The organism is Ensifer sp. ENS06, assembly GCF_014852205.1.
In the GTDB taxonomy this organism is placed as follows: domain Bacteria; phylum Pseudomonadota; class Alphaproteobacteria; order Rhizobiales; family Rhizobiaceae; genus Ensifer; species Ensifer adhaerens.
The window spans coordinates 291918-310555 of sequence record NZ_JACVBC010000002.1; the positions used below are offsets into that span (position 1 = coordinate 291918).

The window sequence follows — 18638 nt, forward strand, 5'->3', positions numbered from 1 at the left end:
AATCGTTCCTCTTATTCGGCCGAAAGGACCGCGACGCCTTCGCCGCGTGAATGACCGACGGTGGTCACGACCGCCGACCGGGCAGCAGCCGTCATCGGCTTTTCGAAGCTGCCGTCGAAGGCCGGTACCTTGGCGCCGTGGCCAAGCGTGAGTGCAGCAAGCGCGAGGCCCGCCGGAAACTGCGCCTCGATGCTGTGCCCGACGACGCCGCCATAGGCACGCACCGGCGCGCCGGCCAGCTTGGCCTGCAGGAACGCCTTTTCGCTGGCGACGAGATCATGAAAGCCTGACGTGCCGGAAAAGACCACGGTGCCTGCCGGGTCGAGCTTTTCGGCCGGTTTCGCAAGGTCCGCAAGGCGTGCTTCGAGCTTGCCGTCAGCGCGGCTGCCGCGGTCGCTGCCGATCGCGTCGATCGTCGCATAGATGCGGGCACCACGGGCTTCGGCGTACTCGCGTGATTCCAGCACCAGGAAGGCTCCGACCGACCCGGGGATCATGCCGCCGCCGTTGTCGCGGCTGCGCGACCAGATCGGGTGCCAGTCACCGGTCGCCTGGCCCTGGATCGCCTCGATCATCAGCATGATGTCGAGGCGCTCGGCCGAAAACGCGCCGCCGACGAGCGTATGGGTCGACTGGCCGGCCTTGATCCGGGCAAAGGCGGTTTCGATCGCCGAGATGCCGGCCGCTTCCTCGCCCATGAAGGTGCGCGACGAACCGGTGACCTTGTGCACGATCGAGATGTTGCCGGCGAGCAGGTTCGAAAGCTGGGCCAGGAACAGCGTGGGGCGCAGTTCGGTCGTCAGCTTTTCATTGAGGAGCTGTTCGCGGTCGTTGCGCTTCAGCGCCTCGTCGACGATCAGCGAATCGACGTTGATGTCACGCTCGCCGCCGCCGGCAGCGACGATCATGTCCATGCTGCCGCAGGCTTCGAGATTGTCCTTGAGACCGGCGTCATCGAGCGCCAGGCCCGCGGAAAAAACGCCGAGACGCTGCCAGTTTTCCATTTGCCGCTGGTCGCCACGCTTGGCGATCTGCTGCGACCAGTCGATCTCCGGCAGCGGGTGCACCGGATAGGGGCTGAACTTTTCGGTCTCGACGCGCACGGCCGGCGACGTGCCGGCGGTAAGCAGCGCCAGATGCGGCTCGACGCCGACGCCCTGGCTGGTGACGATACCGACGCCGGTAATGACAACGTCGTTTGCAGATTTGCTCATCTTACTTCTCCGAACCGGCTGCCGCCGAAAGCGCCGCCATCAGACCCACTTCTCCAGCCCGCTTGCGCACGATATCGCCGAGCGGAACCTGATCGAACGGCATCGTTCTCAGTTTCAGCTGGGCATCGCAGACCTTCTTGCCGCCAGAGGTGATCTTCGCCTTGGTGACGGCAAAGCCCGAACCTTCATGCTCGAGGAAAGCCTCGATCTCGAGTTCGGCCGAGGGCTCGACGAAGGTCCGCATCTTGGCGCCGTCGACCGACATCAGGAAGGGCATGGCGGCGAAATTGGTGGCGGCGAGCACCAGGAAACCGGAGGCCTGCGCCATGGTCTCGATCAGAAGCACGCCGGGCACCAGCGGGTAGCCTGGGAAATGGCCTTCGAACACCGGGCTCTTCTCCGGCACGACGGACCGCGCCGTCAGCCGGCCAGCCGAAAGATCGACCGTTTCGACACGGTCGATCATCTGGAAGTATTCAAGGAGCATTGAGGCTCACCCTGTTGGTTTCGGGCTCAAGTAAAAACGCCAATGCCGCCTGTCAAGCGCGGGGCGCGACGGGCGGCATTGGAAATCGAGTGGCAAGGCTCGGGCGAAAGCCCGATCAGCCCTTGGCAGCCCGCAGTTCGTCGATCTTGGCGCAGAGGTTCTTCAGAACGAAGTATTCTTCGGTCGAAACCTTGCCTTCGTTGACTTCCTGCGTCCACTGCTCGAGCGGAATCTTGATGCCGAATTCCTTGTCGATCGCAAACACGATGTCGAGGAAGTCCAGGCTGTCGATGCCGAGATCGTCGATCGTGTGGCTTTCCGGCGTAATCGTCTCGCGATCGATCTCGCTCGTTTCCGCGATGATGTCGGCAACCTTGTCGAATGTAGCTGTCACGCGCATACCTCTAATATTTTAAGTCGAGTCTCGGCGATCCTATAGGTAAATGCGCCGCAAAAGCCAATGGCCTTGATGGCAAAGGCTTTCGAATTGGAAAACGGTGTTGCGACAGAGCATGGGGTCAGACGGCCACCGAATGCCGGCCCCGACCGTTGCCGAGATAGGCGTCGAAGGTGGCTGCAACCGAGCGGGCAAAGGGCCTGCCGCGTTCAGTCAGGCGGAAAACCCCGTTTTCGATCGTCGTCAGCCCATCCACGTCGCGCGCCCGAAACAGCCGTGCCTCCTCGATCACAGCCCCTGCCAGCCCGGGAAACGCTTCCTCAACCTCAGCAAAGGAGAAGGCAAAACGGCACATGACGTCGGCAATCACTTTTGCTCTCAAAGTGTCGTCCGGTGTGAAGCGATAACCGCGGACCGCAGCGAGCCCCGTGTTTTCAACATGGCGCAGATACTCACCGGTCGCCGGCATGTTCTGGACATAACCTTGACGAAACTGGCCGATCGCGGAGGCGCCAAGCCCAACGAGCGTTTCGGCGGCATCGTCGGTATAGCCCTGGAAATTGCGACGGAGACGCCCTTCCCGGCTGGCCCGCGCCAGGCTGTCATCGGGCTTCGCAAAATGATCGATACCGATGGCCTCGTAGCCGGCGGCAGCCAGCATTTCGGCCGCGCGACTCATCTGCGCGAAGCGCTCGACGATGCCGGGCAGGCTTTCGTCCGGGATCATCTTCTGATGCGTCTTCATCCACGGCACATGGGCGTAGCCGAAGAGTGCGACGCGATCGGGGTCGAGCGAAAGCACCGCCTCCATGGTGCGCTCAAGCGACTGGAGGCTCTGATAGGGCAAACCATAGAGCACGTCGCAATTGACCGAATGCACGCCCCTTACCCGTGATGCCTCGATCGCGTCACGCGTCTGCTCGAAGGTCTGGATGCGGTTGATCGCCTTCTGCACGACGGGGTCGAAATCCTGGATGCCGAAGCTCGCCCGCGTCATACCGATCTCCGCCAACGCATCATGGCGCGCTTCGTCGAGATCGTTCGGATCCATCTCGACGCTGATCTCGCAATCAGCCGCGAAGGTGAAGTGATCGGTAAAGGCGCGCTTCAGCGCGATCAGGTCGTCGGGCCTGACGAGCGTCGGCGAGCCGCCGCCGAAATGCAGGGCCGTTACCTTGGCTTCGCGGCTCACCCGCCCGCCAATCTCTGCAATCTCCCGATGCAGGCCCGTGAGGTAGGTTGCCACCGGATCATACCGCAGCGTCTGCTTGGTATGGCAAGCACAGAACCAACAGAGCCGGTCGCAGTAGGGCACGTGAGCATAGAGCGAGATCGCCTCATCCGGACCGATCGCCCCGAGCCAGCTTTGATAGTCAACCGGCCCCACCGCTTCGGAAAAATGCGGCGCGGTCGGGTAGCTGGTGTAGCGTGGCACGGGGTTCGCATGCTTGAGGATTAGCGCGTCGTCCATCAGTCTCTCCGCTGTCGTGAAAACGGCTTAGGACGGATCGGCAATGAGGCCTTTGATTTTGATCAAGTCGGCGAATTAACACGTTAAAATTGACAATGCTCAAGCCAGCATGAGACATTGTTTCGCGCTTTCGGAATTAGCACCTGTCAACTCTTGATTTAACGACCCGCATCCTCTTTGGTCATCCAGGGAGCAATGGAATGCAGGTAGAAAGAATTGCAGATCGTGAACGAACATCGCCGCAAGGATATCCATAATTCGGACGTTCCAGCCGTCTGCTCCGCCTGCGAGGCGCGCCATGGCGGCGTTTGCGGTACGCTCTCTCCGGATCAGCTTCTCGACCTCAGCCGTCACTCCACCCGCCGCAGCATCGAGCCCGGCCGCGAGGTCATCGGCCAGGGAGAAACCACCGACAGCTACGCAAATATCATCTCCGGCGTCGTCAAGCTCAGCAAGGTGCTGGCCGACGGCCGCCAGCAGATCGTCGGCCTGCAGTTCGCCCCTGATTTCATGGGCCGGCCCTTCACCCGCGAAAGCGCGCTGACGGCGGAAGCGGCTGTCGACACCGACATCTGTTGCTTCCCGCGCAACGTCATCGAGCGGCTGGTCTCCGAGGCTCCCGGGCTGGAACACCGGCTGCACGAGCAGGCGCTGAAGGAACTGGACGAAGCGCGCGACTGGATGCTCACCCTTGGCCGCAAGACCGCGCAGGAGAAGGTCGCAAGCTTCCTCTACATCATCGCGACTCACATCGACCCGGAAAACGGCACCTCGAACGTGTTCGACCTGCCGCTGTCGCGCGCCGACATCGCCGACTATCTCGGCCTGACCATCGAGACCGTCAGCCGCCAGATCACCAAGCTCCGCAAGGAGAATGTCATCCGCATCGAAAACAGCCGCCACGTCACCGTGCCGAGCCTCGACCGGCTGATGCATGTGGCAGGCATCGACTGACGGTCGCCAGCGGCGCTTAGCTGCCTCATCAAGTGCCCGACAGAATTGCCCTCTCCTCGGGTTTACCCCGAGGAAAGCCAAGCAGTCACGTTGAAGATGGGGACGCGCATTCTACCGTTCACTTCTTACGAAACGATCGGAGATGAAGCGGAAACGGTGCCTCGGATCCCTTCTCCCCTTCAAAACAGAGAGAAGGTCCCGGCAGGGGGATGAGGGGCTGGCTAGGCAGGCGTCACCGCGTAATTACGATCCGCGTGTTCTTCAGCCCATGTTCCCGCGTCAGCGCAAAAAACTCCGCCGCGTTGTTTGGATGGAGCCGCACGCAGCCGTGCGATGCCGGGCGGCCGAGCCGCTTGATGTCGTAGGTGGCGTGGATGGCGTAGCCGCCGTTGAAGAACACGGCATATGGCATCGGCGCGTCGTCGTATTTGCGTGAACGGTGATTGCGGGAAAGCCATTTGGCGCTCCAGCTGCCGCGTGGCGTCACATAGCCCTTGCGCGCCGTCGACACCTTCCAGCGATACATGACGACGCCGTATTGTCGCACGGTCATCGTCTGCGACGACAGGCTGATATCGGCAATGAGATTGGCGGCGTTCGCGGGTTGAACGGCAAACTGCAGCAGAGCGGCAATCAGCGCAGTCAGAAAGCTTTTGCGCATGCTTCTCTCTCCGGGAAGACGAACACGTACCGGTGGAACCAAACGTTCCAGGAGAATAACTGATCGAATATGATACGATCTTAATACATATGGAAAGCAGAGTCTTAATGCGAAGGTCAACTTCCGCGATCAAATCATTGCGATTGCAAGAACAAACCCGGCCATGACCGTACAGGCGCCATAAAATACAGCAATACCGGCGTCGATGTCTTCGCTTGTTGCAACCGCTCGGCCCGGACCGTTGATCATAGGTTCGCTGACCTTGACGCCGCCATAGATCCGCGGACCGGCAAGCTGCAGATCGAGCGCGCCGGCCATGGCCGCTTCCGGCCAGCCAGAGTTCGGCGAGCGGTGCAGACCATGGTCGCGAAGGGCCACGGCCAGCGCATCCTTGGCGGCGCTTACGCCACGATGGATCAGCGCACCGGCTGAGATCAAAAGGATCGAGAGCCTCGCTGCCGGCAGGTTGGCGAGATCGTCGAGTCGGGCCGAGGCCCAGCCGAAGTGCAGATATTTCGGTGACTTGTGGCCGATCATCGAATCGGCGGTGTTAAGCATCTTGTAGGCAAGAAGCCCGGGCAGGCCGGCAACCGCGTACCAGAAGGCCGGCGCCACGACGCCGTCGGAGAAATTCTCGGCAAGGCTCTCGATCGCGGCGCGGCAGACCGCCGGCTCGTCGAGCGTCTTTGGATCGCGACCAACGATCATCGCCACGGCGGCACGCCCGCCTTCCAGCCCGCCCTGTCGCAAGCCCCCGGCCACGCGACGCACGTGATCGGCGAGGCTCTTCTGTGCCAGGAAGACCGCGACCACAACCGCCTCGAGCAGAAAGCCGAGCGGTCCGAGGACGGCGAACAGGCGATGCAGCAGATGGCCGAACCAGGCGCTGATGCCAAGCAACAGGAGGATCGCGACGACGCCACGAAATTTGCGGGCACCATCCTCGAGGTCCTCCCGGTTCAGCCGGGCGTCGAAAAAGCCGATGGCCTTGCCGAAAAACACGACCGGATGCGGCATGCGCGCCCAGAGCCAGTCCGGATCGCCGACAACGCGGTCGATCACCAGCGCCAGCGCGAGAATGAGCAGGATCGTCTCCGACACCTCAGAGCTCCATGCGGGCAAGCGCGTCCGCCAGCCGTCGGTCACCGGCCGCGTCAGGCGCAAGACCGATCCTGAGCCAGGTAGGGGCATAGTCGAACTTGCGCGTGAGAATATGGGCCTCGCAGAGCCGTTCCTGCAGCAGAGCCGCCCTGGGATGCTCGACCAGCACGAATAGCCCCGTGCCGCCGATACGGTTGAGCCCTGCCCCATCGAGAGCCGCGTCGAGGCCGGCGCGACGCTCGAGGATGCCCGCCGCGATCGCCTTCGTATCGCCCTGCATCAGCGCTTTCGAGATCGTCAACGCCGGGCCGGAGACAGCCCAGGGACCGAGCCAATCGGCAAAGGACGCAAGCACTGGCTCGGTCGCAACGACGAAGCCGAGGCGCAGGCCCGCAAGGCCGAAGAACTTGCCGAAGGAGCGGAAGACGATGAGGTTGCCCTGCCCTGGCACGTGACCAGCGACACTCAGTTGCGGCTCAAGATCGCCGAAGGCCTCATCGACCAGCAGCAGTCCGCCGCTCGCCTTCTGCCTTGCGGCGATCGCCAGAAGCTCCGCCGGCGCCAAGGCGCGGCCGGTCGGGTTGTTGGGGTTGACGACGATGACAAGCCCATGTTCGGCCGTGAGCGCGTCGGCATCCGCGACGCGATCGACAGCAAAGCCGGCCGCTTCAAGCACGCGGGCATACTCGCCATAGGTCGGCCCGAAGATCGCGACGTGCCTGTCGGCCGGAGCAAGACGTGGCAGGAGCTGGATCACCGACTGGGTGCCCGGCACCGGCAAAGGCAGCACGCCGTTGGTGCGGTAGTAGTCGGCGGCGGCGCTCCGCGCATCATCTACCGTCTGCCGATCCGGCAGCCGGTGCCAGGCGCGCTCAGGGACCGCGGGCAAGGCGACGGGGCATGGATTGATGCCGGTCGACAGATCGAGCCAGTCTTCGGGCCGGCCGCCATAGCGCGCTGCGGCCTCGGTGATGCCGCCACCATGAACGATCGGTGCGCTCATGCAGCACCTGCGACGTCGATCAGATGCATGAAGGAACCGGCGACAGGGCCGCGCCGGAGGCCCGCCTGGCCGAGATCCTCGCCGGCGGCGTCGCTGACCGCAAACAGCCGATCGGCCGCCCCTTCGGCGACGATGGTCGCATAGTGGAATTCGTGCGCCGTCATGGGTCCATCGAAGAAGGCGTTGTCGACAGGCACGACGCGGCGATAGCCGAGGTGCCGCCTGCGCTCGGCAAAACTGGTTACGAGCGGCAGCAGGCCGAGCATGTCGTAGCGTGTGCCATCGGCAGCGACAAGCCCTTCACCGAGCACCATATAGCCGCCGCATTCGCCGAAGATGCGGGCGCCGCGTTCCGCCGCGAAATGCATGCCGGAACGGAATCGGGCGGCGGCGCTCAGCTGCCCCGCATGCAGCTCCGGATAGCCCCCCGGAAGATAGACGGCATCGGCTGCCGCATCCGGCCCCTCGTCGGCGAGCGGCGAGAAGAAGGAAATCTCCGCGCCGCCTTGCCGCCAGCCGTAAAGCAGGTGCTCGTAGCAGAAGGCAAAGGCGATATCGCGCGCGACCGCGATGCGCTGACCGAGCGGCCGCAACCGCTCGGCATCGGCCGCCGCGGCCACCTGCGGGAAAATCGTCGCGATCAGACGGATGGCATCGAGATCGCAGGCAGCCTCGACCCGCATGGCCGCCGCCTCGATGAAGCCCTCAAGCGCTGAGTGTTCGCCCGCCTGCACGAGCCCGAGATGGCGCTCCGGCAGTTGCAATGCGCTGTCCTGCCGGAGCACGCCGAAGACAGGCATGCGCACCTTGCCGAGCGCATCGCGCAGCATCATTTCATGCCGATCGCTGCCGACCTTGTTGAGGATGACGCCGACCACCCGGATATCGTCGCGATGATCCGCATAGCCGCGCACGAGGGCGGCAACCGACTGGGACATGCGGGCGCAATCGACCACCAGAATGACCGCAAGGTTCAGCGTCGCGGCGAGGTCCGCTGGCGTTCCCGAGCCGTCGGCAGCACCGTCATGCAGTCCCATCATCGCCTCGACGATCAATGTGCGCCCGCCGGAGGCGGCATGCGACGCATTGGCAAGCAGCAGTTCCGGGCGCATCGCCCAGGGGTCGTAGTTGAAGCAGGGCTCGCCGGTCGCCGCCGCGTGGAAAGCGGGATCGATGTAGTCCGGCCCTGCCTTGCCGGGCGCGATCGCCACGCCGCGCCTCTTCAGGGCGCGCATCAGCCCGAGCGTCACCGTCGTCTTGCCGGAGCCGGACGCGGGCGCGGCAATCAGCAATCCGCTCATGCCGGGTTCCTGAGAATGCGATTGGCGAACGGGTCGGCGGCAAGCTTGCGCCCGTCGAGCGCGCCGATCCAGTCGAGTGCTGCGCGCAGCCGCACCACCTCGCCGACGACGACGATCGCCGGCGGCTCCAGCCCTGCCGCCGCAACATCGGCCTCTGCACGCGCAAGCGTCGTTTCCAGCACCGCCTGCTGCGGCGTCGCGGCGTTGCAGACGAAGGCGACCGGTTCGTCCGGCGAGCGGCCGCCGGCAATGAGGTTGGCGGTGATCGCGCCGATATGCTTCATCGCCATGTACATGACGATGACAGGCGAGCCGCTGGCGATGCCCTGCCAGTTGATGCGATCCGGCACCAGGCCGGAGGAATCATGGCCAGTCAGGAAAGTGACCGCGTGGTTGACCTCGCGATGGGTCACGGGAATGCCGGCATAGGCAAGCCCGCCGATACCGGCGGTGATGCCGGGCACGATTCGGAACGGCACCTGGTGCTCGACCAGCGTCAGCGCCTCCTCGCCACCGCGACCGAAGACGAAGGGATCGCCGCCTTTGAGGCGCAGCACCCGGTTGCCGGCGCGCGCGAGTTCGACGAGGCGAAGCGAGATGTCGCGCTGCTTTGGCGACGGCTTGCCGCCACGCTTGCCCGCAAACTCCAGCACGGCGCCCGGCCGCGCGAGCTTCAGGCAATCCTCGTTGACCAGCGCATCATGCACGATCACATCCGCGTGGCGCAGCGCATTGGCCGCATGCAGCGTCAACAGGCCGGGATCGCCGGGGCCGGCGCCGACCAGCCAGACCGAACCTTTTTCGAGCGCCGGCAATCCGGCAAAGAGGTCGTCGATCATGCGTGCTGTCCCACCTGTATTTCGGCGCCACCCAACGGCACGCCTGACGCGCTCTCTAAAGAACCGGATTCCAATTGAGAGAAACCCCGGGCAAAAGATTGATTCAATTCAACAACATAAGAACGCATCAGACAGCCTCCGCCGCCTGGATGCGCTTTTCGGCGCGCAAGGTCGCCGGCCCGGCAAGTGCGGCCGTCGCATGGGCGGAGACGATCTTCTGCACAATCAGCACGGCTTCGCGCCCGGCGCCGACGAGCGCTGCACCCTCGGCAACGCCATGACAACCCGTGTAGGCAAAGACGATCTCGGAGGGGTTGGCGAGCCGGGAAGCTTCGGCTTCGAGCGTGGCGGCATCGTAGAACGCGGCCGGAACCGAGAAATGCTGAGCGGCCGCCAGGATCGCCGGCTCCTCGGCGCGAGCATCGAGCGAGGCGACCAGCCGCAGGTCGCCGGGCGCAGCACCGGCATCGACAAGCGCACGCTCGGCAAGGGCGATCACCTCTTCGGCCGGCGTGCGACGCTCGCAGCCGAGCCCGAGCACCAGCCCGGCTCCTGCTTTCGTCGTCTGTGCAGAGTGTTGGCCCGATGGCATCGGCGGCCGGCTCCCTTCGTTGGTTCTCCTTAACGAAGCGCCGGCTGGGACGATCCGTCCCGGCCGATCTGGACAGCACCGGCTGATGGCCCCCTGGCTGGGTCGGCCGCACCGGACGCTCTTTCAGTCCGCCAAAGCGGACGCCGTCGCATATCCTTCATTTTTACCGGAGCGCGGAAGGCCGGTCAAACCGGATTGCGCCATCGCCATGTCGCGTTTGAGGAAACTCGTCATCCGCCTGCCGTATCGCAAGGACAGCCCTTCTTCGGCACCATGCGGGCGAGAGCGCCTCCATCCAGAAAGACAGCGAGATGGAACAAGGCTTTGAATCTTTGTCGGTTTTTCAATTTCGACACCTGCATGGACAGCAACACCGCGACAGAAGGCTTTGCAAATCGCGCCGGGCTCTGACACAAGGCGGAAAATCCCGCCTGACAGCTCTCCTCTCGAGTCCCCGCCGTGCAAGATCTCGCCTTCCACCTGCTCGCCTTCCTGTTCGTCGCCGCCTTCATCGCAGGCTTCATCGATTCGATCGCCGGCGGCGGTGGCATGATCACCATTCCGGCCATGCTCATTGCGGGCATCCCGCCCTTGCAGACGCTCGGCACCAACAAGCTGCAGGGATTGTTCGGCTCCGGCTCGGCCACGCTGTCCTATGCCCGGCGCGGCCACGTGAACCTGAAAGAGCAGCTGCCGATGGCGCTGATGTCGGCCGCCGGCGCCGTGCTCGGCGCCCTGCTCGCAACCATCGTTCCCGGCGACGTGCTGAAGGCGATCCTGCCCTTTCTGCTGATCGCCATTGCGCTTTATTTCGGCCTGAAGCCGAACATGGGCGACGTCGACCAGCACAGCCGCGTCACCCCCTTCGTCTTCACGCTGACACTGGTGCCGCTAATCGGCTTTTATGACGGCGTCTTCGGCCCCGGCACCGGCTCGTTCTTCATGCTCGGCTTCGTTACCCTCGCCGGCTTCGGCGTGTTGAAGGCGACGGCGCACACGAAGTTCCTCAACTTTGGCTCCAACGTCGGCGCCTTCGGCGTCTTCCTCTTCTTCGGCGCCATCCTCTGGAAGGTCGGCCTGTTGATGGGCCTCGGCCAGTTCCTCGGCGCCCAGGTCGGCTCGCGCTATGCCATGGCCAAGGGCGCCAAGATCATCAAGCCGCTGCTCGTCATCGTCTCGATCGCGCTCGCTATCCGGCTGCTCGCAGATCCGACGCATCCCTTGAGGATCTGGCTGGGGCATTGAGGCGCGGCGCGGTCGGCAAATTCTGCGCTGTCCTAACGGCCGCAACCGCGCAGCCTGTTAGGCGTGGCTGGGCCACACCGGCGGGCAAAACCGCAAATGCATGTCCGTTCTGCGATCTTGGATGACCGGTTGACCGGGTCGACATGGCGCAGACATGCTTGCCGATAAACGGCGGCACTCTCATTGCGGCGCCAATGCACGGGCCTTTGCGAGAAGGGTCTCGTCGCCGTCGCCCAAGACCTCCAGCAAGCGTTTCATCTCGGCGCCGAACACTTTCCAGAAATTCGGATCGCCGGCTTTGATCGCTATCGCATTATCGATCAGGTCGGCGAGCTTGACGGTTTTCGCCGCGGCGGGCGCCGATGCGAGGTGCTGGCGATCCAGTTCCTTGCGCACCTGTCGGTTGCCGTGGAACGGAGTGGATATGTCGGTGAGCCACGCAACCAGTGTTGCGACCTTGGGGCCGAACGCTTCATTGAGCTCCAGCAGCGTCGCGTCGGTATCTTCGACCGTATCGTGAAGCAGCGCTGCGGCGATCATTTCGGGCGTATGGGGCACGCTTCGAACAATCTCCGCCACCGCAATCGGATGAACGATATAGGGCCGACCGTCATACTTACGCTTCTGTTCGCCGTGTGCTCGGGTTGCAAACTGGAGCGCGCTGTTCTCGAGATCGGTCATTATTTTGCGTTCAACGCCGGCTTCCATCACCTAAACCCAATCCCAAGCTTTCAGAACGAACCAGGCGACCCGTGATTTCTATCGCGTCAGGCGTCGCTTCGAGCGACGCACGCTTGCCTGCCCGCGCGAATGTCGCGGGCGGTCAACGCCTGACAGTTATGCCAAGATCAGGCGCACCGGATTTCGACCAGCACGAGCACTGCTCTCCGACCGGACCTGCGCCATAGCTGCATTCGTTCTCCCGCGTCTTGCAAATCCGTGGACGGCGCGCTTCGGCGAGCGCCTTGGCCTTGGCTTCATCCGCAGCCCTTTGCTTGCGCGTCGTTTTAGTTTTCGGTTTCGCCTTCTGGCTGGCCGTCGTTTCTTGAGCTCGTGACGCCCCGCTCTTCACGGTTTGCGCCTGCCCCGCCACACCTGATGACAAGAACAGCAAGACCGATGCGACACCAACCGCAGCTCTGAGAGTATTCTTCAAGGTTCACCCGTATTTAGCCTGTCGACGGTCTAACATGGGTGCGGCCTCCTGCCTATGCAATCGCTCGGCGGAAGGAGCAGCCGTCAAGACACGAATTTTGCCGACCTTCCGACACTGCAGGGCGACGATGACAGCCTCCAACGCTTGGCAATAAGATCCGGTAACCACGACGAAAGTCGGACAGGTCCGGCGCTTGAACCTCTAGTTACTAGAGATTGCAAGGTGATCAGAATGCTTCGCCGGGTAGACGCTCATATGGGCCGCCTACCCGTCGTGCGCTCCTGTCTTGTCAGCTCGCTCCAGAGGTTTCCATGTCCACCACCCTTCCCGCCATCCTGATGCTCGTCGTGGGATTGTCCACGCTCGCGCTGGCGATCCTCCGCCGTGTGCAATCCGGCCGCTCGCCGGTCGTGCTGACCTATGGCGACGATGCGGAGGGGTTTGCGGGCAGGCTTTTCCGCCTGATCGTCGCAGCGCTGGTGATCCACCTGCTGGCGGTCGCCATGCTCCCGGCCTCCGTCGATGCCGCCCTCGGCCGGATCCCGGCGCTCGACACGCCCATCCTTCACGCCGTCGGCCTGGCGCTGATGACGCTCGGCGGCGGGCTGACGATGCTGTCGCAATGGGCGATGCGTCATTCCTGGAAGATCGGCATCCCTGAAAAGCAGGACGCGCCGCTTGTGACCTCAGGCCTCTATGCCTTCTCGCGCAACCCGATCTATGTCGGCATGGTGACCGCGCTGATCGGCACGGTGCTGGCGGTGCCCAACGTCATCTCGGTGGCGCTGGCGCTCTCCGCCTGGATCTCGATTTCCTACCAGATCCGCATGGAGGAAACCCACCTCGCCAAGGTCTTCGGCGACGCCTACGGTGCCTATTGCAGGCGTGTCCGCCGGTGGGTTTGACGCAGGGCTCACCCTCAGGCTGCGACGCTTCCAGCGTCTGCCGAACTGCGCGACTTGGCCCGACGGATCAGGAAGGCGCTCGCTCCAATTGCCTTCAATCTGCATGCCGTCCTCCCGCTCGTCACAACCACTGCATGTGTCGGGATTACGGATTGATTGAGGCGAGCATTCAGTGAACAGGCACCAGAGCAGGCGCGCTCAAAACACCGCCACCAACAGCGCCCCGGCGGCAATGAAAGGCGACGCCGAGCCAGTTCATCAGGTTGAGCTTTTCACCGAGGAAGAGCACGCCGAAGATCGCGACCATGACGATCGAGAGTTTGTCGAGCGGCGCCACGCGGGCGGCGTCGCCGAGCTTGAGCGCGCGGAAATAGGCAAGCCAGGAAGCGCCAGTCGCAAGCCCTGACAGCGCCAGGAACAGCCAGGTGCGGCCCGGGATTTCCGATGGCTTCTGCCACTGCCCTGTCGCCGCCACGATGGCGGCGATCACGCAGAGGATGACGACGGTGCGGATCAGCGTTGCGAAGTCGGAGTTGATCTGCGCAACCCCGACCTTGGCAAACACCGCCGTGAGCGCAGCGAAGGCGGCCGAAAGCAGCGCCCAGAACTGCCAGCTCTGGCTCATCAGAACTCCACGCCCTGCTGCGCCTTGATGCCGGAACGGAACGGATGCTTGATCAGCTCCATCTCAGTGACGAGATCGGCGATTTCGATCAGGTCTTCTTTCGCGTTGCGGCCGGTGAGCACCACATGCGTCATGTGCGGCTTTTCTTCCTTCAGGAAGCGAACCACTTCGGCGACGTCGATGTAGTCGTAGCGCAGAGCAATGTTGATCTCGTCGAGCAGCACCATCGAGTTGCGCTCGTCACGGATCAGTTCCTTCGCCTTCTCCCAGGCCTTTTCAGCCATCGCAACATCGCGGGCGCGATCCTGCGTTTCCCAGGTGAAGCCCTCGCCGAGCGTATAGAACTGGCAGACATCGCCGAAATGCTTCTCGATCAACTCGCGCTCGCCGGTTGCCATCGCACCCTTGATGAACTGCACGACGGCGCAGGGCATGCCGTGGGCGATATGGCGGAAGATCATGCCGAAGCCGGCGGTCGACTTGCCCTTGCCCTTGCCGGTGTTGACGATGATCAGACCCTTCTCGTCGGTCTTCGTCGCCATGATCTTTTCGCGCGCTGCCTTCTTCTTCGCCATCTTCATGGCGTGGCGGGCATCGTCCTTCTCGGCCGGGGCTTCGCCGCCTACTGTCGTCTCGTCGCTCATGATCACTCCCTCAGTTCTCAAGTTCGGGATGGGCAGACGCCCTCGTCCCGCTTCGGTTCCTTTTCGCACTTCACTGAGCAGCGAAACGGAACCAGGTCTTTGTTTGCAAGCAATTCCGGACGGATTACCGCCAGCCCGGAACCGCTCTATTCATTGCCGGCACGAAGCCGGGTTGCTGCCGTGCCGATGCCGGCAAGTTCAAACCGCGCCGAATTCGAGCGCGGCGTCCAGAGATTGCGGTCGATTGCTTCAAGCAGGCGTTCGGCAAGCTCGGCAAAGGCGGCCGGGTTCTTGTCGCGCATGAAGTCAGCCACGCGCTCGTCGACGATGAACGCCTGATAAGCGGCCTCGAAATGATGGTCGCGCACCGCACCCGTGGTCGCGGCAAATGCGAACATGTAGTCGACCGTGGCAGCGATCTCGAAGGCGCCCTTGTATCCGTGGCGCATGACGCCATCGATCCACTTGGGATTGACGACGCGGGCCCGGACCACGCGACCGATCTCTTCTTCGAGCGACCGGATCACAGGCTTTTCCGGACGGGAATGGTCGTTGTGGTAGATCGCCGGACGGTGACCGCCGAGCTGTTCGGCGGCAGCGCTCATGCCGCCTTCGAACTGGTAGTAGTCGTCGCTGTCGAGCAGATCGTGCTCGCGGTTGTCCTGGTTCTGCACCACCGCCTCTATCGTGCGCAGGCGCTCCTCGAAAAGATCGCGCTCGGCCTTGCCCTCCTCGCCGGCGCCATAGGCATAGGCGCCCCAGGTAAGATAGGCCTCGGCGAGATCGGCTTTGGTTTCCCAGCCCTTCTCGTCGATCAGCGCCTGCAGGCCGGCGCCATAGGCACCGGGCTTTGCGCCGAAGACGCGGTAGGAGGCGCGACGCGCGGCCTCGGCAGCCTCGACACCTTCCGCTTCCAACCGTCGGCTTTCCGCCCGCATGCGTGCGGCGATCATGTTGTCGGCATCGTCTTCCTCCAGCGCGCCGACGGCGCGGATCGCCTTGTCGAAGAGCGCGATCTGGTCCGGGAAGGCATCGCGGAAGAAGCCGGAAATGCGCAAGGTCACGTCGACGCGTGGGCGGCCGAGGACTGCGAGCGGCACGATCTCGTAGCCCATCACCCGGCGAGAGACCATGTCCCAGGTGGGCTTGGCGCCGATCAGCGCCAGGGCCTGGGCGATGTCGTCGCCGCCGGTGCGCATGTTCGCCGTGCCCCAGGCGGTAAGGCCAAAGGAGGACGGCCATTCGCCGTGGTCCTGCAGGTAGCGGCGGATCAGAAGCTCGGCCGATTTCTTGCCGAGCTCGTAAGCCGCCGGCGTCGGCACCGCGCGGCTATCCACGGAGTAGAAATTGCGCCCCGTCGGCAACACATCCGGCCGGCCACGCGTCGGCGCGCCCGATGGACCGGGGGCGACGAAGCGGCCGCTGAGACCGGTGAGGAAGCCGGTCATCTCGGCGGCACCCGAGTTTGAAATCGACGGCTTCAGGCGCGTTTCGATTTCGCCGAGCACGGCGCGGGTGTTGGCCCAGTGGTCCGGGCAAGCCAGTTCACCCGACACGAGATTTGCGGCAAGCAACTCGATGCGCTCGACCGTATCGCCGGCGGTGCGCCAGGGGGCGTCCGAGAGGTCAGCGAGGATGGACGGTTTCGGGCCTGTCCAGGTGTCGGACATGACGCAGTCGAGCGGGTCGAAGGGTTGGGCGTCGCATGCGGGGTTACCGCCCGCGGAGATGGGAATAGCGAACCCACGCAGCCCCGCATCCGCTGCGATCGCCCGCTGCAGGCTCTGGTCGCCGCCTTCGCCGAGACCGCGGGGCACGCGCGCCAGCGCTACGGTGAGGTCCGTCAACAACCGCCCTTCCGGCGCGACGCCGAAGATGTGCAGGCCGTCGCGGATCTGCATTTCCTTGAGGTCGCAGAGATAGGCGTCGAGCTTTTCCAGCGCCTTGTCGTCGCTGTCGCCCCTGTCGATGCCTGCGTCGCTGTCGAGGCCGATGTCGCGCACGAGATCGAGGATCTGGCGGCTGAGCAGCCTGAGGCGGCGCGGATCACCGCCGGCGGCGTCGTAATATTCGTCGACGAGCGCTTCCAGATCCTTGAGCGGGCCGTAGGATTCGGCGCGCGTCAAGGGCGGGGTCAGGTGGTCGATGATGACGGCGCTGGTGCGGCGCTTGGCCTGCGTACCTTCGCCCGGATCGTTGACGATGAAGGGATAGATGTGCGGCAGCGGCCCGAAGATCGCTTCGGGATAGCAGGTTTCCGACAGCGCCAGCGCCTTGCCCGGCAGCCATTCGAGATTGCCGTGCTTGCCCATGTGGACGATCGCCTGCGCTCCGAACTGCTGGCGCAGGAAGGCGTAGAAGGCGAGATAGCCATGCGGCGGCACGAGGTCCGGCGAATGGTAGCTTTCCTTCGGATCGATGTTGTAGCCGCGCGCCGGTTGGATGCCGACGATCACCTCGCCGAAGCGGGCGAGCGGCAGCGCGAAGGCGCCATCGAGGAAGAAGGGATCGGCCTCCGGCACGCCCCAGCGACCGGTAACTTCATCCTTTATCTGTTTCGGAAGCGAATCGAAGAACGTTTTGTAATCGTTCAGCGAAATACGCTCGCGGATTTCGCGGTCATGGCTCGCCGCATTGGTCGGCCCGGCCATCAGATAGCGGATCAGCGCGTCGCCATCGGCGGGAACCTCACCGACCGCATAGCCTTCCCGCGCCATGGCGCTAAGCACCTCGACGGTACCGGCTGGCGTGTCGAGCCCGACACCGTTGCCGAGGCGACCGTCGCGGTTCGGATAGTTGGCCATGACGATGGCAATGCGGCGCTCGGCGGGCTCTGCCCGGCGCAGCTTCGCCCAGTTGACGGCAAGATCAGCGGCAAAGCGCACCCGGTCTTCGAGCGGCTCATGGCCGACGATATTGGCCTCCACCTTGGCGTCATAGATCGACGCCGCCTTGAAGGAGACGGCGCGCGCAAGGATGCGGCCATCGACTTCGGGTAGTGCCACGTTCATGGCGAGGTCGCGCGCCATCAGCCCCTGCGGCGACGTTTCCCATTGCGCCCGCGACGAGCCGGAGAAGATCACCTGCAGCACCGGCGCACCGGTCGATTCCAGCACCGTCGGCTGACGGTCGGCACCGGGCGACGAGACCGCAAAGCCAGTGGCGTTCATCACCACGTCGGGTGCGGCCTCCGAAAAAATCGCCTGCAGCGTGCCGACGGAAACGGCATCCTTGAGGCTTGAGACGAACACCGGCAGTGCCCGCACACCTTGAGCCTCCAGCGCATCGATCAGCGCCTCCACCGGCCGTGTCTCGCCACTCTGCACGAGCGCGCGGTAAAAGCAGATCCCAACCGTCGGGGGTTCGAATCCCTCCCTCGCTACCATCCGTCCCTGAATACGGGACTGCCATTCGCTGACGCCGATCACGCCAGCACCCGGCCACCAGATGCCGGCCTTCAACAGTGGCTTTGCCGGCTGCGGCTTCTCCGCACCCGTGACCAGTGCGGCCGCATAGTCGAGAAACAGCCCGGCATTGTCCGAGCCGCCTTCGGTGAAGTAAGCCCAAAGGCGCTGGCGGTCGTCGGCTGCGACGGTGGAGAAAGGCTCCAGCCCCGGATCCGGCTTGTCGTCACCCGGCAGAACCGCGATCTCGAAACGATGGGTGACGGCAGCCGCATGCAGGGCTTCCAGCAGATAACGGAAATAGCTGGCGCCACCGAGCGGCCGGACGACGATCAGCTTGGCGTGACGCGCCGTGCGCTCGACGTAAGTGTCGACCGACATTGGGTGCATCAGGCTCATCAGGCTGGCGATGCGCAGGCTCAAGCCTCCGTCGCGTCGGCCGTGAGCCGCGGCGATCGAGGAGAGCTCGGTATCGGCGGCTGATAGGAAAAGGATATCGGCCGGCGTTTGCCCAAGGTCGATCGCCTCGTTGCCGTCGGCGATCGTTCCTTTCTGGGCGAGAAGCAGATGCATTCGTCTTGTCCGGTGGGGCAATTCCGAACGAAAACGCTAAAAGCGTTTTCCATCCGGAACTGCATC

Annotated in this window: 17 protein-coding genes and 1 pseudogene; 3 read left to right on the forward strand and 15 right to left on the reverse strand. The window is 63.9% G+C overall.

Features of this window, described 5'->3' with window-relative positions:
• Nucleotides 1–11: 11 nt before the first annotated feature.
• The 4 genes from IB279_RS10495 to hemN form a co-directional block, all read right to left on the reverse strand.
• On the reverse strand, nt 12–1214 hold the full coding sequence (locus tag IB279_RS10495) for a beta-ketoacyl-ACP synthase (protein ID WP_060520622.1): 1203 nt from the start codon (nt 1212–1214) through the stop codon (nt 12–14).
• 1 nt (nt 1215) lies between these two features.
• Nucleotides 1216–1701, reverse strand: coding sequence for a 3-hydroxyacyl-ACP dehydratase FabZ family protein (locus tag IB279_RS10500; RefSeq protein WP_034788315.1), 486 nt, complete (start codon nt 1699–1701; stop codon nt 1216–1218).
• 115 nt (nt 1702–1816) lie between these two features.
• Nucleotides 1817–2101: an acyl carrier protein gene (locus IB279_RS10505; RefSeq protein WP_089044188.1), complete on the reverse strand. Its 285-nt coding sequence runs from the start codon at nt 2099–2101 to the stop codon at nt 1817–1819.
• Nucleotides 2102–2219: 118 nt separating this feature from the next.
• The gene (hemN, locus tag IB279_RS10510; RefSeq protein WP_113506194.1) at nt 2220–3569 is read right to left on the reverse strand and encodes an oxygen-independent coproporphyrinogen III oxidase; all 1350 of its coding nucleotides are present in this window, start codon (nt 3567–3569) and stop codon (nt 2220–2222) included.
• A 216-nt stretch (nt 3570–3785) separates the two neighbouring features.
• On the opposite strand from hemN, the gene IB279_RS10515 reads away from it, so the two are divergent.
• A complete protein-coding gene (locus IB279_RS10515; protein ID WP_051659129.1) occupies nt 3786–4523 on the forward strand; it encodes a Crp/Fnr family transcriptional regulator in 738 nt (245 codons plus the stop codon).
• A gap of 232 nt (nt 4524–4755) precedes the next feature.
• Here IB279_RS10515 and IB279_RS10520 read toward each other — a convergent pair whose 3' ends face one another.
• From IB279_RS10520 to IB279_RS10545, 6 genes are all read right to left on the reverse strand, one after another.
• Nucleotides 4756–5184, reverse strand: a complete 429-nt coding sequence (locus tag IB279_RS10520) for a L,D-transpeptidase (RefSeq protein ID WP_034788308.1) — start codon at nt 5182–5184, stop codon at nt 4756–4758.
• Nucleotides 5185–5313: 129 nt separating this feature from the next.
• On the reverse strand, nt 5314–6285 hold the full coding sequence (gene cbiB, locus IB279_RS10525; RefSeq protein WP_192339189.1) for an adenosylcobinamide-phosphate synthase CbiB: 972 nt from the start codon (nt 6283–6285) through the stop codon (nt 5314–5316).
• Between the two features lies 1 nt (nt 6286).
• Entirely contained in the window at nt 6287–7288 is a 1002-nt protein-coding gene (cobD, locus tag IB279_RS10530; protein ID WP_192339190.1) for a threonine-phosphate decarboxylase CobD, read from the reverse strand.
• A complete protein-coding gene (locus tag IB279_RS10535) occupies nt 7285–8589 on the reverse strand; it encodes a cobyrinate a,c-diamide synthase (protein WP_192339191.1) in 1305 nt (434 codons plus the stop codon). The genes cobD and IB279_RS10535 overlap by 4 nt, the downstream gene beginning before the upstream one ends.
• Nucleotides 8586–9425, reverse strand: coding sequence for a uroporphyrinogen-III C-methyltransferase (gene cobA, locus IB279_RS10540; protein ID WP_375292943.1), 840 nt, complete (start codon nt 9423–9425; stop codon nt 8586–8588). Before cobA ends, IB279_RS10535 begins: the two co-directional genes overlap by 4 nt.
• Before the next feature lie 130 nt (nt 9426–9555).
• Nucleotides 9556–10020 (reverse strand): cobalamin biosynthesis protein, encoded by a 465-nt coding sequence (locus tag IB279_RS10545; RefSeq protein WP_113553211.1) that lies wholly within the window; start codon nt 10018–10020, stop codon nt 9556–9558.
• A 459-nt stretch (nt 10021–10479) separates the two neighbouring features.
• Between IB279_RS10545 and IB279_RS10550 the strand changes: the two genes are divergently transcribed.
• The gene (locus IB279_RS10550; protein ID WP_060584895.1) at nt 10480–11265 is read left to right on the forward strand and encodes a TSUP family transporter; all 786 of its coding nucleotides are present in this window, start codon (nt 10480–10482) and stop codon (nt 11263–11265) included.
• Nucleotides 11266–11445: 180 nt separating this feature from the next.
• On the opposite strand, the gene IB279_RS10555 is transcribed toward IB279_RS10550, so the two are convergent.
• Nucleotides 11446–11946: an HD domain-containing protein gene (locus IB279_RS10555; RefSeq protein ID WP_210338622.1), complete on the reverse strand. Its 501-nt coding sequence runs from the start codon at nt 11944–11946 to the stop codon at nt 11446–11448.
• 142 nt (nt 11947–12088) lie between these two features.
• Nucleotides 12089–12421 carry a hypothetical protein gene (locus tag IB279_RS10560; RefSeq protein WP_146749511.1) on the reverse strand — a complete coding sequence of 111 codons (333 nt, stop codon included), beginning with the start codon at nt 12419–12421 and terminating at the stop codon, nt 12089–12091.
• A gap of 311 nt (nt 12422–12732) precedes the next feature.
• Here IB279_RS10560 and IB279_RS10565 point away from each other — a divergent pair, with 311 nt between their 5' ends.
• Complete coding sequence (locus IB279_RS10565; protein WP_060520613.1) at nt 12733–13326, forward strand: isoprenylcysteine carboxylmethyltransferase family protein; 594 nt, start codon at nt 12733–12735, stop codon at nt 13324–13326.
• A gap of 198 nt (nt 13327–13524) precedes the next feature.
• Here IB279_RS10565 and IB279_RS10570 read toward each other — a convergent pair.
• The 3 genes and pseudogenes from IB279_RS10570 to cobN form a co-directional block, all read right to left on the reverse strand.
• Nucleotides 13525–13951: pseudogene (locus IB279_RS10570) on the reverse strand (EamA family transporter).
• Nucleotides 13951–14595, reverse strand: a complete 645-nt coding sequence (gene cobO, locus IB279_RS10575) for a cob(I)yrinic acid a,c-diamide adenosyltransferase (protein ID WP_043617391.1) — start codon at nt 14593–14595, stop codon at nt 13951–13953. The pseudogene IB279_RS10570 and the gene cobO overlap by 1 nt, the downstream one beginning before the upstream one ends.
• A gap of 146 nt (nt 14596–14741) precedes the next feature.
• Complete coding sequence (gene cobN, locus IB279_RS10580; RefSeq protein WP_192339194.1) at nt 14742–18572, reverse strand: cobaltochelatase subunit CobN; 3831 nt, start codon at nt 18570–18572, stop codon at nt 14742–14744.
• Nucleotides 18573–18638 lie beyond the last annotated feature (66 nt).

Excerpts from the sequence above, each read along its gene's own strand:
- cobD (WP_192339190.1), bottom strand. The coding sequence starts at position 7,288 with ATGAGCGCACCGATCGTTCATGGTGGCGGCATCACCGAGGCCGCAGCG.
- cobO (WP_043617391.1), bottom strand. The coding sequence starts at position 14,595 with ATGAGCGACGAGACGACAGTAGGCGGCGAAGCCCCGGCCGAGAAGGAC.
- IB279_RS10535 (WP_192339191.1), bottom strand. The coding sequence starts at position 8,589 with ATGAGCGGATTGCTGATTGCCGCGCCCGCGTCCGGCTCCGGCAAGACG.
- hemN (WP_113506194.1), bottom strand. The coding sequence starts at position 3,569 with ATGGACGACGCGCTAATCCTCAAGCATGCGAACCCCGTGCCACGCTAC.
- IB279_RS10520 (WP_034788308.1), bottom strand. The coding sequence starts at position 5,184 with ATGCGCAAAAGCTTTCTGACTGCGCTGATTGCCGCTCTGCTGCAGTTT.
- IB279_RS10565 (WP_060520613.1), top strand. The coding sequence starts at position 12,733 with ATGTCCACCACCCTTCCCGCCATCCTGATGCTCGTCGTGGGATTGTCC.
- IB279_RS10545 (WP_113553211.1), bottom strand. The coding sequence starts at position 10,020 with ATGCCATCGGGCCAACACTCTGCACAGACGACGAAAGCAGGAGCCGGG.
- IB279_RS10500 (WP_034788315.1), bottom strand. The coding sequence starts at position 1,701 with ATGCTCCTTGAATACTTCCAGATGATCGACCGTGTCGAAACGGTCGAT.
- IB279_RS10495 (WP_060520622.1), bottom strand. The coding sequence starts at position 1,214 with ATGAGCAAATCTGCAAACGACGTTGTCATTACCGGCGTCGGTATCGTC.
- cobN (WP_192339194.1), bottom strand. The coding sequence starts at position 18,572 with ATGCATCTGCTTCTCGCCCAGAAAGGAACGATCGCCGACGGCAACGAG.
- IB279_RS10555 (WP_210338622.1), bottom strand. The coding sequence starts at position 11,946 with ATGACCGATCTCGAGAACAGCGCGCTCCAGTTTGCAACCCGAGCACAC.
- IB279_RS10505 (WP_089044188.1), bottom strand. The coding sequence starts at position 2,101 with ATGCGCGTGACAGCTACATTCGACAAGGTTGCCGACATCATCGCGGAA.